The 14,338-nt window shown below is 66.4% G+C and carries 14 protein-coding genes and 2 tRNA genes; 10 read left to right on the forward strand and 6 right to left on the reverse strand.

What is annotated here, in order from left to right; all coding sequences use genetic code 11:
* Positions 1-19: 19 nt before the first annotated feature.
* The 4 genes from EPO41_RS20920 to EPO41_RS20935 form a co-directional block, all read right to left on the reverse strand.
* Positions 20-2,701 carry a valine--tRNA ligase gene (locus EPO41_RS20920; RefSeq protein WP_296329144.1) on the reverse strand — a complete coding sequence of 894 codons (2,682 nt, stop codon included), beginning with the start codon at positions 2,699-2,701 and terminating at the stop codon, positions 20-22.
* 68 nt (positions 2,702-2,769) lie between these two features.
* Positions 2,770-3,372 (reverse strand): DUF2497 domain-containing protein, encoded by a 603-nt coding sequence (locus EPO41_RS20925; protein WP_296329146.1) that lies wholly within the window; start codon positions 3,370-3,372, stop codon positions 2,770-2,772.
* On the reverse strand, positions 3,369-4,832 hold the full coding sequence (locus EPO41_RS20930) for a TolC family outer membrane protein (protein WP_296329149.1): 1,464 nt from the start codon (positions 4,830-4,832) through the stop codon (positions 3,369-3,371). The genes EPO41_RS20925 and EPO41_RS20930 overlap by 4 nt, the downstream gene beginning before the upstream one ends.
* 84 nt (positions 4,833-4,916) lie before the next feature.
* A complete protein-coding gene (locus EPO41_RS20935) occupies positions 4,917-5,576 on the reverse strand; it encodes a protein-L-isoaspartate O-methyltransferase (protein ID WP_296329153.1) in 660 nt (219 codons plus the stop codon).
* 125 nt (positions 5,577-5,701) lie between these two features.
* Here EPO41_RS20935 and EPO41_RS20940 point away from each other — a divergent pair.
* From EPO41_RS20940 to EPO41_RS20950, 3 genes are all read left to right on the forward strand, one after another.
* Positions 5,702-5,775: transfer RNA gene (locus tag EPO41_RS20940), tRNA-Cys, on the forward strand.
* A 96-nt stretch (positions 5,776-5,871) separates the two neighbouring features.
* Positions 5,872-5,946 (forward strand) — tRNA-Asn (locus EPO41_RS20945).
* A gap of 55 nt (positions 5,947-6,001) precedes the next feature.
* The gene (locus EPO41_RS20950) at positions 6,002-6,616 is read left to right on the forward strand and encodes an NUDIX domain-containing protein (RefSeq protein WP_296329156.1); all 615 of its coding nucleotides are present in this window, start codon (positions 6,002-6,004) and stop codon (positions 6,614-6,616) included.
* A gap of 12 nt (positions 6,617-6,628) precedes the next feature.
* Here EPO41_RS20950 and EPO41_RS20955 read toward each other — a convergent pair whose 3' ends face one another.
* Positions 6,629-7,768 (reverse strand): hypothetical protein, encoded by a 1,140-nt coding sequence (locus EPO41_RS20955; protein WP_296329159.1) that lies wholly within the window; start codon positions 7,766-7,768, stop codon positions 6,629-6,631.
* A gap of 163 nt (positions 7,769-7,931) precedes the next feature.
* On the opposite strand from EPO41_RS20955, the gene EPO41_RS20960 reads away from it, so the two are divergent.
* From EPO41_RS20960 to metC, 5 genes are read left to right on the forward strand one after another with little or no spacing between them, the layout of a single operon-like run.
* The gene (locus tag EPO41_RS20960; protein WP_296329161.1) at positions 7,932-8,933 is read left to right on the forward strand and encodes a cysteine synthase A; all 1,002 of its coding nucleotides are present in this window, start codon (positions 7,932-7,934) and stop codon (positions 8,931-8,933) included.
* 10 nt (positions 8,934-8,943) lie between these two features.
* Positions 8,944-9,858, forward strand: a complete 915-nt coding sequence (locus EPO41_RS20965; RefSeq protein ID WP_296329164.1) for a ribokinase — start codon at positions 8,944-8,946, stop codon at positions 9,856-9,858.
* 9 nt (positions 9,859-9,867) lie between these two features.
* Positions 9,868-10,569 carry an alanyl-tRNA editing protein gene (locus EPO41_RS20970; protein WP_296329167.1) on the forward strand — a complete coding sequence of 234 codons (702 nt, stop codon included), beginning with the start codon at positions 9,868-9,870 and terminating at the stop codon, positions 10,567-10,569.
* Between the two features lie 11 nt (positions 10,570-10,580).
* The gene (gene sseA, locus EPO41_RS20975) at positions 10,581-11,438 is read left to right on the forward strand and encodes a 3-mercaptopyruvate sulfurtransferase (RefSeq protein WP_296329172.1); all 858 of its coding nucleotides are present in this window, start codon (positions 10,581-10,583) and stop codon (positions 11,436-11,438) included.
* Between the two features lie 31 nt (positions 11,439-11,469).
* On the forward strand, positions 11,470-12,666 hold the full coding sequence (metC, locus tag EPO41_RS20980; RefSeq protein ID WP_296329175.1) for a cystathionine beta-lyase: 1,197 nt from the start codon (positions 11,470-11,472) through the stop codon (positions 12,664-12,666).
* A 193-nt stretch (positions 12,667-12,859) separates the two neighbouring features.
* Here the strand turns inward: metC and EPO41_RS20985 are convergent, their stop codons facing one another.
* On the reverse strand, positions 12,860-13,351 hold the full coding sequence (locus EPO41_RS20985; RefSeq protein WP_296329177.1) for a Fur family transcriptional regulator: 492 nt from the start codon (positions 13,349-13,351) through the stop codon (positions 12,860-12,862).
* Between the two features lie 92 nt (positions 13,352-13,443).
* Between EPO41_RS20985 and hisI the strand changes: the two genes are divergently transcribed.
* Both hisI and EPO41_RS20995 read left to right on the forward strand, forming a co-directional pair.
* Positions 13,444-13,857 carry a phosphoribosyl-AMP cyclohydrolase gene (hisI, locus tag EPO41_RS20990; RefSeq protein WP_296329180.1) on the forward strand — a complete coding sequence of 138 codons (414 nt, stop codon included), beginning with the start codon at positions 13,444-13,446 and terminating at the stop codon, positions 13,855-13,857.
* Complete coding sequence (locus EPO41_RS20995; RefSeq protein WP_296329183.1) at positions 13,854-14,327, forward strand: hypothetical protein; 474 nt, start codon at positions 13,854-13,856, stop codon at positions 14,325-14,327. The genes hisI and EPO41_RS20995 overlap by 4 nt, the downstream gene beginning before the upstream one ends.
* Positions 14,328-14,338 lie beyond the last annotated feature (11 nt).

A 14,338-nucleotide genomic window follows, 5' to 3' on the forward strand; every position in this document is an offset into this window, starting at 1 on the left:
TGCGAGCCAAGCGCGGCCGCTAAACGCCCAACCTCTCCAGCGCCGCGCTGAGCCGAGCCCCGGTCTGCTCGGCCTGCGCCCGGCGCTCGCGCTGCTCCTCGACGACCTCTTCCGGCGCGCGCGCGACGAAGGCCGCGTTGGCGAGCTTGGCGTCGATCTTACCGACCTCGTCGGTGAGCTTCTTGATCTCCTTCTGGAGGCGCGCGCTCTCGGCCTTGAGGTCGATCACGTCGCCGACCGGCAGGGTATAGGTCGCCTCGCCGATGACGATCTGCAGCGATGCCTTGGGGGCCGAGGTGGCCGCCTCGACGCCCTCGATGCGGGCCAGCCGCTCGATGGCGGCGCGATGCGTCTCCAGCCTCGCCGCGGTCGTTTCATTGCCGCCGATCACCAGCAGCCTGAGTTTGGCGCCGGCCGGCACGTTCAGCTCGGCGCGGGCCGAGCGGATGTCCTGGATCAGCTTTACCAGCCAGCCCATCTCGGCATCCGCTGCGGGATCGATGGACGTGGGCGCCGGCCAGGGCTGGGAAATCAGCGCGCCGTGCTCGGCGCGGTGGCCAAGTTTGTCCCACAGTTCCTCGGTAATGAACGGCATCACCGGGTGCATCAGCTTCACCGTCTCGCGCAGCACGAAGGCTGTTACGGCGCGAGTCTCGTCCTTCTCGGGACCATCGGCCCCCTGCACGATCGGCTTGGTCAGTTCGACATACCAGTCGCACACCACGCCCCAGACGAACTCGTAGAGCGTGTTGGCGGCCTCGTTCAGCCGGAACTCGCCAAGCGCCTTGTCGATCGCCTGGTTCGCGCGGGCGAGCTCGCCCAGCATCCACTTGTTGACCGTCAACTTGGCCGACGCCGGATCGAAACCCTTCGGCAGCGCTGCGCCGTTCATCTCGGCGAATCGCGTTGCGTTCCACAGCTTGGTCGCGAAGTTGCGCGCGCCCTCGACACGCGCCGGTGAGAGGCGCAGCCGGCCAGCTTGCGACGCCGCCAGCGACGTCATGGTGAAGCGCAGCGCGTCGGCACCGTATTTGTCGATCAGCTCCAGGGGATCGATCACGTTCCCCTTGGATTTCGACATCTTCTGGCCCTTCTCGTCCGTCACCAGCCCGTGCAGGTAGACGGTGCGGAACGGCACCTCCTTCATGAAGTGCATGCCCATCATCATCATGCGGGCGACCCAGAAGAACAGGATGTCCCAGCCCGTCACCAGCGTGCTGGTCGGGTAGTACTTTGCGAGTTCCGCCGTCTGGTCGGGCCAGCCCAGGGTCGAGAACGGCCACAGGGCCGAGCTGAACCAGGTGTCGAGCACGTCGGGATCGCGTTCCAGTCCTACGTCCTTGCCGTAATGCGCGCGCGCCTCGGCCTTGGCCTCATCCTCGGAGAGCGCCACGAAGACCTTCTTGTCCGGCCCGTACCAGGCCGGAATCTGGTGGCCCCACCAGAGCTGGCGCGACACGCACCATGGCTCGATGTTCTCCATCCAGCGGAAGAAATCCTCGCGGCCGCGCTCGGGAACGAACTTGACGCGGCCGTCGCGCGCCGCCGCCAGCGGCGCCTCGGCCAGCTTCTTGGCATCGGCGTACCACTGCTCCGTCAGATAGGGCTCGACCGGCACGCCGCCACGATCGCCGTACGGCACCGCATGGGTGTGCGGCTCGATCTTCTCGACGAGGCCGAGCTCTTCCATTTCAGCGACGATGACCTTGCGCGCCTCGAACCGGTCAAGGCCGCGATACTTCTCGGGTGCCTTGTCGTTCACCCGCGCGAACTTGTCGAAGATGTTGATGGCCTCGAGATTGTGCCGGCGGCCGACCTCGAAATCGTTGAAGTCGTGCGCCGGCGTGATCTTGACGGCGCCAGATCCCTTCTCCGGGTCCGAATACTCGTCGCCCACGATCGCGATCCGGCGGCCCACCAGCGGCAGCACAGCATGCTTGCCGATCAGGTGCTTCCACTTCGGATCGTCGGGATGCACGGCGATGCCGGTGTCGCCCAGCATCGTCTCGGGCCGCGTCGTGGCGACCACGATGAACTCGTCCGGGCTACCCTCGATTGGGTACTTGAAGTACCAGAGATGGCCCTTCACCTCGCGCGATTCGACCTCGAGGTCGGAGATCGCGGTCAGCATCTTGGGATCCCAGTTGACCAGCCGCAGGTCCTTGTAGATCAGGCCTTCGCGGTAGAGTTCGACGAATACCTTGAGCACGGCCTTCGACAGGCCCTCGTCCATGGTGAAGCGCTCGCGGCTCCAGTCGCAAGAGGCGCCGAGCCGGCGAAGCTGGCTGGTGATGGTGCCGCCGGAATAGGCCTTCCACTCCCAGACCCTGGCGAGGAATTCCTCGCGGTTCAGCAGCTTCTTGTTGGCGTCGTTCCTGGCCGCGCCCTCGACCGCGAGGCCGATCCCCTCCTGCTCGAGGTTGCGGACGACCACCATCTGCGTAGCGATGCCCGCATGGTCGGTGCCGGGCTGCCACAGCACGTCGTCGCCCTTCATACGGCGCCAGCGGATCAGCACGTCCTGCAGCGTGTTGTCGAGCGCGTGACCCATATGGAGGCTGCCCGTGACGTTGGGCGGAGGGATGACGATGCAATACGGCTGCTTCGGCGACTCGGGATGGGCGCGGAAAGCCCCCGCATTTTCCCATTCCGGGTAGCGCCGGGCCTCGATTTCCTTGGGGTCGTAGGTCTTGTCGAGCATTGTCTGGCCTTAAACGAAAAACGCCACGGTTGCGACACCGTGGCGAAGAATGGGGGTGGCGCCTGGGGTCAGCGGCGGGTCAGCCGGGTAATCTCGCGTTCGACATAGCGTTCGACCATCGGCGGCAGGTTGGTGTCCAGCCAGTCCTTCAGCATCGGGCGCAGCATCTCCTTGACCAGATCCTCGATGGTCTGACCGCCGACCGACGGGCCCGGATTGGTGGCCGCCGGCGGCGGCACGCTGTCCTGCACCGCCTGGTTCAGGCGCGCAAAGGCCGAACTCGCCACGCCCGCCACGCCGGCACCCACTAGCGAATCGGTCTTGGCAGCGCCAATGGGAGCCGGCGCCGCAGCCGGGGCTTCGGTCGATGGTTGCGGCATCTCCGCCGGGTTCACGGGCTCGACTGCACGTAGCGGTGTCGGTTGTTCATTCGACATGGACTTGGGCTCTTCCACGATCTCGGTAAGCAGGAGGACATCGTCGTGTGGCGCGGCAGGCGGCGAATTGAGGGGCGGTGCTGGCGGTATCACAGGCGGACGCTCTCCCGAATTTGCATTCCGCAGGCTTCCGACCTGCGCCCGTGCCTCGTCATCCGAGATGATCTTGCGGATGGACGCCAGGATGTCGTCCATCGACGGGTCTTTGTTCGGGCCGGTCTTGCCGTCGCTCATTTGCCGCCGCTTCCCATGGGGGCGGTCCCGGCCACGCCGGCCGGCGAGGTGGACGGCGGGATAATGCCCGTACCCGATTCGCCGCTGCTGCCCCAGCCGATCCAGCGGGAGCCGACATCCTTGTAGTAGCGCTCCTCGTCGTAATACTCGACGGGCAGCGCCAGCGTGCGGGCCGTCAGGCGGCCGATGCCGGCCAGCACGCCGTAATAGGCGACCTGGACGTCATGGCGTGCCTGGATCAGGTTGACCTGCGAGTTGAGCAGCTCTTGCTCGGCGTTCAATACGTCGAGCGTGGTACGCGAGCCGACCAGCGCTTCCTGGCGCACGCCGTTCAGCGCGACTTCGTTGGCGCGGACCTGCGATTCGAAAGACGTAACGCGCGACCGCGAGGAATCGAGCTGGCGCCAGGCACGGATGACGTTTTCGGCCACGGCACGACGGGCGCTGTCCAGTTCGTTGCGGCGCTGCCCGACCAGCTCGCGCGCGGACCGGATGCGCGACCATTCGCTGCCGTTCTGAAAGATCGGGATCGTGGCCTGAAGGCGGACCGCGTAGTTGTAGTACCTGTCGTTCGGGACCTGCAGATCGAACTGCTGCTGCAGCGCACCGACCAGGTTGACCTGTGGCAGCAGGTCGCCGATCGCTGAATTGACGCCGTAGTTGGCCGCCGTGATGCGGTGTGCGGCGGTGACCGCACGCGGGCCGGCATCCATCGCGAGGCCGATCGCCTCCTCTTCCGACGACGGCAGGCCGCCGATCAGCGGAATCTCGCCCAGCCGGCCCGGCTTCTTGCCGATCGTGCGCTGGAAGGCCGCTTCAGAAATGCGGACCTGGGTCTCGGCCTGCACCAGGTCGGCCTTGGCCAGTTCAAGGCGCGCCTCGGACTGCGACACGTCGGTGATGGTCAGTTCGCCGACCCGGAAACGCTCGCGCGTCGCATCGAGCTGCTGCACCAGCACGCGCACGTTATTGCGGCGAGCATCAGCGATGCCGATGTTCTGAACGAGGTCGGCATAGGACGTCACCGCCGACAGCAGCACGGTCTGCTCGGTTTCGGCGAGCTGGGCCCGCTGGGCCTGGATGTTCGACTGCGCCTGCTTGGTCTCGGCAATCGTCTTGCCGCCGCGGAATACGGGCTGGACCATCTGCAGGGTCGTGAACCTGCCGTTCAACGCGTAGAAGGTCGGCGTCGTCCGCACCGAGTAGGAGTCCTGCTCGACCTTGTTGTACTCCACGTTCAGCGTGACCCGTGGACGCCAGTTGGCGACCGCTTGCGACAGCGTTTCGTCCGTCTGGCGCAGGATCGCCCGGCTTGCCAGCAGGTCGGGGTTGCTGTTGTACGTCGTCGACAAGGCCTCGATCAGGCTCTGTGACCATGCACTGGAAGCACCCCCGAGCCCGACCGCCAGGATGCACGCGGCCGCGGTGCGGGCATGCCTCAAACCGGGCCGGATACGCATTGTTCTACCCTCATCTTTGAACGGCACCCTAGCATCAGGCGGAACACTATTGGTAGCCCTTGGCATGGGAAAGACCCGAACAGGTCAGAAGGCAAATCGCACGGGACGGGCGAAGCCCGGCAAGGGTGGCGTGCCGGCGTCGAAAAGAGGCCGTCCCGACACGACGCCGCCCTGCTTCACGAAGAGATGGGCGACGCCCAGGGCGCCGCTGGGATCGGCAACCACCGTGGCCAGCCGGCCGCTCTCGGCCAGCTGGTCGGCAATCGCCTTGGGTACTTCGTGCACCGCGCCCTCGATCAGGATGATGTCATAGGGGCCCGAGGCCGCGGCCCCCTGCTCTGCGTCGCCCACCACCTGCTGCACGCCCGTGACCCCGAGGTCGCGCAACACGTGCCGGGCAGCTTCGGCCAGACCCGCGTCGGCCTCGACGGCGACCACCGACTTGGCCAGCCGCGCCAGGATCGCCGCGCCATAGCCCCGTCCGGCGGCCACGACCATCGCCTTGTCCTCGGCCTGCGGCTGCAGGACCTGGATCAGACGGGCCAGCACCATCGGCTCCATCATGAAACGGCCACCGCCCAGCGGCACGTCGTCATCAGCATAGGCGACCGAGCGCAGGCCTTCAGGCAGGAAGCGTTCCCGCGGCAGCTCCCCGAGCGCCGCCAGCAGGCCGGCATCGTTGACCCGGTTGGGCCGGAGCTGCCCTTCCACCATGTTGCGTCGCGCGAGCGCGAAATCCGTCATAGGCTGCCCCCTAGATGTAGCGGTGTTATATAGGCGGCGGTAGACGACAGCGTCAAAGGGCTCTCCGTCGCGCCCGGCTTGACCGGTTCGTCTCGCCGCGCGTATAGCACGCGCGCACTTCGGGCGGCCCGGTAGCAAAGCGGCTATGCAGAGGACTGCAAATCCTTCCAGGCCGGTTCGACTCCGGCCCGGGCCTCCACGAATTGCACAAGCGAGAGGTCTTGCATGAGCGAACACGCTCTGTCACAAGACCGCGCCTTCGCGGCAGAGTTACCGCCGTCGCGACGAATTCCATTCCGGAGTAGCTCAGCGGTAGAGCAGGCGACTGTTAATCGCCCGGCCGTAGGTTCGATTCCTACCTCCGGAGCCAATTGGGGGCCGTTCTCGAAAGGGAGCGGCCCCTTTTCGCTGGTGGAGTGCAAATCGTGCCTTCGGTTCCCCTGCCCGGTGAAAAAGTCGAATCGGTCGAACGCACGGTGGCCTTCCAGGGCTACTTCCGCATGGCCCGCTACCTGTTCCGCCACAGCCTTTATCGCGGCGGCCTGAGCGGCGAGGTAAATCGCGAAGTGTTCGAGCGCGGCCAGGCTGCGGCCGTGCTGCCCTACGATCCGGTCCGCGATGAGGTCGTGATGATCCGGCAGTTCCGCGCCGGCGCCTTCGCCGCCGGCCGTCATCCCTGGTGCTGGGAGATCGTGGCCGGGATGATCGAGGACGGCGAAACGCCCGAAGACGTCGCCCGGCGCGAGGCGGTCGAGGAAGCCTCGGTGCGGATCCTCGACCTCGTTCCCCTGTACAGCCTCGTCCTCAGTCCAGGCGCCTGCTCGGAAACCTGCAACATCTTCCTGGGTCGCATCGACACGACCGGTGTCGGCGGCATTCACGGCCTCGAATCCGAGAACGAAGACATCCTCGTGCAGGCCATGCCGTTCGCCAACGCGCGCGCACTCCTCGCTCGCGACGAGATCGACAATTCGGCTGCCGTGATCGCCCTGCAGTGGCTGGCGCTCCACCGCGACGAGTTGCGCAGCCGCTGGCGCTGATCGCCCGCGGGCCTATTCGTAGAGATACCCGACGGGTTTGCCGTGGGTGCGCTGGGCACGGGCCTCCTTGCGCGTGATGATCCGGCCGGCCAAGCCATCGATCTCGTCGCGCTGCGCCGGGGTCCATCTGAAGAGATTGTCCATGCCCTTCAGGAGGCCGAGCCGGAGGACCTGCGTGTTTTCGCCAACCCCGACGAGCGTCGCCGCGTTCCTGCCCAAGGTGACCGAGTCGCCGGTCGCGAGCTCGAACCCTTTGCCTGCGGCATCCTTGAATTCGGCGGTCCCGCGAATGACGCGATAGACCACGACCTCGCCCCTCTCGAGCCCCGTGACATCGGCGGCGGACGATGCGCTCTTCGGCAGCAGGGACTGGCCGCGCGGATCAGTGGCGATGATGTGGCCGGTGACGAGATGGCCGCTCGGGGCCTCGATGCCGAGGTCGCGGACATGAACGGGCATGGCCGACTTGACGCCTCCGGCCGGCAGCGGCCGGTAGAGCGCGTCCAGCGCCAGCGGATCCTGGAACCAGAAACCGGCATCGTGCGGGCGGTCGTGAAAGGGGTGGCTCCAGGCCAGACGCGGCGTCTCGGCCTCGTCGATCTCGTCCGAGTGCACGACCGTCGGATTGGGGAACGTCGTAGGATCGGTGATGAAGGCTTCGATGAACTTGCCAGAGTAACCCATGGAAAGCGGATCAGGCACGACCGTCTGCGGCGTCTTCAGGTTCGCGTCCGTCGAGAGCCCGGACCAGCTGTAGGAACTCTGCCGGTGCACGATCGCGCTCTGCAGGATCAGCGCACCGGGTCCGACATAGTGCATCAGGCCATCGTAGTCGAAGGTGAACAGTCCGGACGTGACAAGCACCAGCTGGAAGCCACCCGGGGGAAGATGAAGGTGGAAGTCGGTCGGACCGGCGTCGGGACGGTAGATCGGCAGGTTCGTCGCGACTTCCTGCAGCAGGAAGGCCTCGTTGTTTGCGTGAAAGCCGTTGCTCACGCGATTGTAGAGCGCCTGGGGGCGGTAGATCGGATCGTAGGTCGCGTCCTGGTCGCGATCGATGGCCACGAAATCCTGGCGATTCAGACGAATGGGATCGCCGTTCGGATGAACCAGGCTCGCCCAGTTCGAATGGACAGCAGCATGCGCATTCATGGGAACTTCCAATCTGGGCCATGCGGGGCGCACGAGCCCGGACGTTTCCATGCGAATTCTGGGCCAATCATGCCGCCAACCGGTACGGTCTTGTTGCGATCCCCCCCGCTCCCTGTCTACGGTCGAGCTGGGGGCGGCGCAGGGTCAAGAGAGCGAGTAGATCATGAAGGTCCGGTCGGGTTTCATCGATAGCATCGGCAACACGCCGCTGATCAAGCTGCGCGCCGCTTCCGAGGCGACGGGCTGCAGCATCTACGGCAAGGCCGAGTTCCTAAATCCGGGCGGCTCCGTGAAGGACCGCGCCGCGCTCGCCATCATCGAGGACGCCGAGAAACGGGGAAAACTCAAGCCGGGCGGCGTCATCGTCGAGGGGACGGCCGGCAATACCGGGATTGGAATCGCGCTGGTCGCCAATGCACGCGGCTACCGCTCCGTCATCGTGATGCCGGAGACGCAAAGCCAGGAGAAGAAGGACATGCTGCGCCTGTGCGGGGCCGACCTGCGCCTCGTCCCGGCGGCGCCCTATTCCAATCCAAACAACTATGTCCGCTTCTCCGGCGCCCTGGCCGATGAGCTGGCCGCGAAGGAGCCGAACGGCGCGATCTGGGCCAACCAATTCGACAACACGGCCAACCGGGGCGGCCATTACCGGACGACCGGGCCGGAAATCTGGGAGCAGACCGACGGCACGGTCGACGGCTTCACCTGCTCCGTCGGCAGCGGTGGCACCCTGGCCGGCGTTGCACTCGCGCTGAAGGAGCGCAACCCGAACATCAAGATCGCGCTGAGCGATCCCATGGGCTCGGCCCTCTTCAACTGGTACGCCAAGGGCGAACTCAAGGCGGAAGGCAATTCGGTCACCGAGGGCATCGGCCAAGGGCGCGTCACCGCCAACCTGGAAGGCGCGCCGATCGACATGGCCTATCAGATCACCGACGAGGAGGCCCTGCCCGTCCTGTTCGACCTGATCGAGCATGAGGGCCTCGTGCTGGGCGGCTCGACCGCGATCAACATCGTGGGCGCCATGCGGCTCGCGCGCGACCTGGGACCCGGCAAGACCGTCGTCACCATCCTCTGCGACGGCGGCAGCCGCTACCAGTCCAAGCTCTTCAATCCGGTATTCCTTCGCGAGAAGAACCTGCCGCTGCCGCGCTGGATGAAGTGAGTCCGTGCAGATGAGTCGCGTCGTCGTCTGCGGCAGCCTCAACATGGATGTCGTCGTGCAGAGTGCGCGACGCCCCCTGCCCGGCGAGACGATCCTGGGGGCGGAGGTTTCGTTCCTGCCGGGCGGCAAGGGCCTCAACCAGGCGATCGCCTGCGCGCGCCTTGGCGTGCCGACCGCGATGGTCGGCGCGGTCGGCAACGATGCCTTCGCCAACAGCCTGCGCGGCTTCCTGGCCGACAACGATGTCGACAGCACGAGCGTCACGGAAGTCGACGGCCCCGCGACCGGCATGGCGCTGATCCAGGTGGCGGAAGGTGACAATTCGATCACCGTCGCGTCGGGCGCCAACATGCACTTCGCAGCGTCCATGCTGCACCACGAACCGCAACACGACGAAGTGTGGGTGGCGCAGTTCGAGACGCCGCTCGCCGCGACGCAGGAGATCCTTGCGCGCGCCCGCGCGGCCGGCGCCCGCACCGTCCTCAACCTCGCCCCGTACACGGAACATCCGCCGGCACTGCTGGAGGCAGTCGATGTCGCGGTGCTGAACGAGATCGAACTCTCCCAGGCGACCGGCATCAGGCTCGACGCTTCCAGCTCGACCGACGACGTCGCCGCCGCCTGCAGCGTCCTGCGCGATCGCGGCGCGCGGGCCGTCATCGCAACCCTGGGCGCGCGCGGCGCGATCGTCGTGACGGCAACGGGCGTCGATACCATTGCCGCCTTCCAGACGAAGGTCGTCGATACGACCGGCGCCGGCGACTGTTTCGTCGGCGCCCTCGCATCGCGCCTTGCCGGAGGGGTGACGCCTGCTGAGGCCGCGCGCTTCGCCAGTGCCGCCGCCTCCTGTTCGGTCGAACGCCTTGGCGCCGCACCCGCCATGCCGACAGGCGAGGAAGTTGCGGCGCGTCTGGTGAAAGCCTAAATCCCGGTCATGGTCGAAGAACTCTTCAGGCAGGACGCCTATCTCAAGGAAGCCGACGCCACCGTGACTGGTGTCGAGGAGCGCGGCGTACGGCTGGACCGCTCGATCTTCTATCCCACCGGCGGCGGGCAACCCGGCGACACCGGGCTCCTGCGCTGGGAGGGCGGCGAGGCCAAGATCGTCGACTCAGTGAAGGCCGAGGGCGGTGACGTGCTGCACGTGCTGGCTCCCGACGCGCCGCGGCCCGGAGTCGGAACGAAGGTCCATGCGACCCTCGACTGGGAGCGCCGCCATCTGCACATGCGCATGCACACTGCGCTGCACCTGATGTCCGCGGTCATCAAGGGCAACGTCACGGGCGGCCAGGTCGGCGTCGACAAGAGCCGCCTCGACTTCAACCTCGAAGGCGACGTTCCGACCAAGGAATGGGTCACCGAAGAGGTCAACAAGCTGATCGCGCTGGACCGTCTCGTCACGCAGCAATGGGTCACCGACGACGAGCTGACGTCCCGCCCTGAACTCGTGAAGACGATGAGCGTGCGGCCGCCCATGGGCGCCGGTCGCGTCCGGCTCCTGTCGATCGAAGGCGTCGACCTGCAGGCCTGCGGCGGCACGCATGTCGCCCGCAGCGGCGAGATCGGCAGGGTCGAATGCATCAAGATCGAGAACAAGGGAAAGATGAACCGGCGCTTCATCATCGCGCTGGCCTAGGAGAAATCACGATGGACTATGCAAGGCCCGACGCCCTCGTCAGCACCGAATGGCTGGCCGCCCGCCTCGATGCGCCGGACGTGCGCGTCGTCGACGGCTCGTTCTACCTGCCGGCGCAGAAGCGCGATCCCAGGGCCGAGTTCGTGCAGCAGCACATTCCGGGCGCGGTGTTCTTCGACATCGACGAGATCGCCGACACGACGAGTCCGCTGCCGCACATGCTGCCGCCGCCGGAGAAGTTCTCGGCCAGAGTCCGCAAGCTGGGCCTGGGTGACGGCAACAAGATCGTGATCTACGACACCACGCCGATGACCGGCGCCTGCCGCGTGTGGTGGATGTTCCGCGCGATGGGCTACAAGGACGTGTCGGTTCTGAACGGTGGCCTGCCCAAGTGGATGAGCGAAGGCCGGCCCGTCACCGACGATCCAACGCCGCCACGCGAGCGCCACTTCACGTCGCGCCTCGACAACTCTCTCGTGCGCTCCATCGACGACGTATTCGGCCTGATCGAGAGCAAGCGCGAGCAGATCGTCGATGCGCGGGCCGCCAACCGCTTCCGCGGCGAGGTACCCGAGCCGCGCGCGGGCCTGCGCAGCGGCCACATGCCAGGCGCGTTCAACCTCCCCTACAACGAGCTACTCGATCCCGCGACCGGCACGATGCTGCCGGCGGACAAGCTCGCGGCCCGCATCGCCGCGTCCGGCATCGATCCGTCGAAGAAGGTGACGGCGAGCTGCGGATCCGGAGTCACGGCCTGTGTCGTGGCGCTCGGCCTCTATCTCACCGGCGCACCCGAAGCCGCGGTCTACGACGGCTCGTGGACGGAATGGGGCGGCCGCGCCGACACGCCCATCGTCACCGGACCCTGATCTCCCCTCAACGCCTTGCCATAGCCGAGTCATGACCTCCAAGAAAACCTACACCCGCCCCGACACCGTTCTGGCCGTCTCCGGCCGCGACCCCGACAACAATTTCGGCATCGTCAATCCGCCCGTCTATCACGCGTCGACGATCCTCTCGCCGACGATGGACAAGTTCGAGAACCGGATTCCGTTCGAGGGCTTCGGCTACGGCCGCAACGGCACGCCTACGCAGAAGGCGCTGGAAGACGCCGTCGCCGCCATCGAGGGAGCGCACCGTTCCATTGCCGTGCAGTCGGGCCTGGCCGCCGTCACCGGCGCGATCGTGGGCTTCCTGAAGACCGGCGACCACATGCTGGTGACCGACAATGCCTACGGTCCGGCACGGCGCTTCGCCAACACGACACTGAAGGGCTTCGGCGTCGAGACGACCTACTTCGACCCGATGATCGGCGCCGAGGGCATCGCCAGGCTGATGCGACCGAACACCAAGGTGCTCTATCTCGAGGCGCCGGGCTCCCAGACCTTCGAGGTCCAGGATGTCGACGGCATGGCCGCCGTCGCCAAGAAGGCCGGCGCGACCGTGATGATCGACAATACCTGGGCGACGCCGCTCTACTTCAAGCCGTTCGACCATGGCTGCGACATCTCCATCCACGCCGGCACCAAGTACATCGTCGGCCATTCGGATGCGATGATGGGCATCATCTCCTGCGCCACGCGCGAGATGTTCGAGACAGCGAAGACGGCCTGCCAGTCGTTCGGCTTCCACGCTGCGCCGGACGATTGCTATCTCGCCCTGCGCGGCCTGCGCACCATGGGCGTGCGCCTGCGCCATCACGAGAAGAGCGGCCTCGAGATCGCCCACTGGCTGAAGACGCGGCCCGAGGTCGACAAGGTGCTGCACCCCGCCCTGCCCGACTGCCCCGGCCACGAGAACTGGAAGAAGCAGTTCCAGGGCTCCTCCGGCCTGTTCTCCTTCACCCTGCGCGACGGCATCAAGCGCCCCGCGGTGGCCGCCATGCTCGACGGCATGGACATCTTCGGCATGGGCGCGAGCTGGGGCGGCTACGAGAGCCTGATGATCCCCGCGCACCCCGACCAGTACCGCACCGCCGTGCCGTGGCCCGAGGGCAAGCAGCTCCTGCGCGTCCATATCGGCCTGGAAGACGTCGAGGACCTGAAGACGGACCTCGCGGAAGGCTTCGAGCGCCTCAACCGGGCGCACAACGCCTGATCGCGAGAACAGCCGTTATCCTGGGCAGCGCCCCTCGGAGGCCCTGGGGGGGGCCATAAAGCATGGTCCGTGCAAAATATCAGTCCGCCGTGCCCCAGGAACGCTGCCCGGGAGGCTTTTTCCTTTCGATTGTTTCGACTATTTCGTCTGTTTCGGTCAATCGCCCCGACGACGTCGCCGGGACCCAAGTGCCTCAAGCGGCGCCTTGGCACTCGCCACAGACACCGGTCACTTCCAGGGTCATGTCGCGCGCGGTGAAGCCACGGCGAGTGGCGCTGGCAGTGATGGCATCGGACAGGCCGTCGCCCTCGATCTCCTCGGCATTGCCGCACTGGCTGCAGATCAGGAAGAAGCCGCGATGGGCCTCGCCCGGATGGCTGCAGCCGACGAAGGCGTTCATGCGCTCGATGCGGTGGATCAGCCCGTTCTCGATCAGGAAGTCGAGCGCGCGATAGACCGTCGGCGGTGCGGAGCCCAGATCCTCGTTGCGCAGGCTGTCGAGCAGCGCATAGGCGCCGACCGGCTTGTGGCTCGACCAGACGAGCTCCAGAACCCGGCGGCGCAGCGGCGTGAAGCGCAAGTCCTTGGCCGCGCAAAGTTTCTCGGCCGCGGCGATCGCGTCCTCGACACAGTGCTCATGATCGTGGGCATGCCCGGCGGGCGCCGCTTTGGCCGGTTTCTTCACGGGACTTCCGATTTGCCAACCGAGTAGGCGGCGATTATACGCGCCGTTCCTTCCGGAGGCCAAGGCTCGCCCCTGTGCCCAATGGTGCCCCAATGACGACCCCGACGACCTACCAGCAGCCCGAGATCGACGCCGCCCTCGCCGTCATCAAGTTCGATGCCCAGGGACTCGTGCCGGCGATCGCCCAGCAGCACGACACGGGCGAAATCCTGATGATGGCCTGGATGGACCGCGACGCCGTTGCCGAGACGATGCGCACGGGCCGTGCATGCTACTGGTCGCGTTCGCGCAAGGCGCCGTGGCGCAAGGGCGACACGTCCGGGCACATCCAGACCCTGGTGGAGCTGCGCATCGATTGCGACGGCGACACGCTGCTGGCGCTGGTCGACCAGACCGGCGTCGCCTGCCACACCGGCCGCCACAACTGCTTCTTCCGCGCCATCCGCGACGGCGTGCTGGCGGAGATCGCTCCCATCGAGATCGACATGGAGAAGGAAAAGGCTTGAGCACGTTCGCATCGACGCGTCGCGGTTTCCTGCTTTCGGCATCCCTCCTGCCCCTGGCCGCCTGCGCCACCACGCCCGCGCCCCGGTACACGCTCTCGCCGCGCGGCGACCGGCTGGTCGCGCTGATCCAGAGGACCGGGCGGGACAACATGACCGCGCCCGAGGCGTTTGCGCTGATGGGCATCACCAACCAGGGCCGCGACATTCCGGTTCGCCAGCTCGCGGACGACGGGCCCGACGGGCGCTACGTCGTCAATCTGGTGAACATCCGCAAGTATCACGAGTTCGTCTTCCAGCGCCGCCAGGGCGACGTACTGATCCTCCATTCCGCCGACACCGCCTTCAAACGGCTGGTGAGCGTGCGCTACGCGCGCAACGGCAAGCCCTCGGTCATCGCCGACACGGCATTCGCCGAAAGCGATTTTCAGCAGCAGATCGCCTTTTGGTTCGCCCGGATACCGGGCCGATAGTATTGTGACAG

The organism is Reyranella sp., from assembly GCF_004297265.1.
Classification (GTDB): Bacteria; Pseudomonadota; Alphaproteobacteria; order Reyranellales; family Reyranellaceae; genus Reyranella.

Excerpts from the sequence above, each read along its gene's own strand:
- EPO41_RS20965 (WP_296329164.1), top strand. The coding sequence starts at position 8,944 with ATGAGTCGCGTCGTCGTCTGCGGCAGCCTCAACATGGATGTCGTCGTG.
- EPO41_RS20920 (WP_296329144.1), bottom strand. The coding sequence starts at position 2,701 with ATGCTCGACAAGACCTACGACCCCAAGGAAATCGAGGCCCGGCGCTAC.
- EPO41_RS20930 (WP_296329149.1), bottom strand. The coding sequence starts at position 4,832 with ATGCGTATCCGGCCCGGTTTGAGGCATGCCCGCACCGCGGCCGCGTGC.
- EPO41_RS20970 (WP_296329167.1), top strand. The coding sequence starts at position 9,868 with ATGGTCGAAGAACTCTTCAGGCAGGACGCCTATCTCAAGGAAGCCGAC.
- sseA (WP_296329172.1), top strand. The coding sequence starts at position 10,581 with ATGGACTATGCAAGGCCCGACGCCCTCGTCAGCACCGAATGGCTGGCC.
- EPO41_RS20935 (WP_296329153.1), bottom strand. The coding sequence starts at position 5,576 with ATGACGGATTTCGCGCTCGCGCGACGCAACATGGTGGAAGGGCAGCTC.
- metC (WP_296329175.1), top strand. The coding sequence starts at position 11,470 with ATGACCTCCAAGAAAACCTACACCCGCCCCGACACCGTTCTGGCCGTC.
- EPO41_RS20960 (WP_296329161.1), top strand. The coding sequence starts at position 7,932 with ATGAAGGTCCGGTCGGGTTTCATCGATAGCATCGGCAACACGCCGCTG.
- EPO41_RS20925 (WP_296329146.1), bottom strand. The coding sequence starts at position 3,372 with ATGAGCGACGGCAAGACCGGCCCGAACAAAGACCCGTCGATGGACGAC.
- EPO41_RS20955 (WP_296329159.1), bottom strand. The coding sequence starts at position 7,768 with ATGAATGCGCATGCTGCTGTCCATTCGAACTGGGCGAGCCTGGTTCAT.
- hisI (WP_296329180.1), top strand. The coding sequence starts at position 13,444 with ATGACGACCCCGACGACCTACCAGCAGCCCGAGATCGACGCCGCCCTC.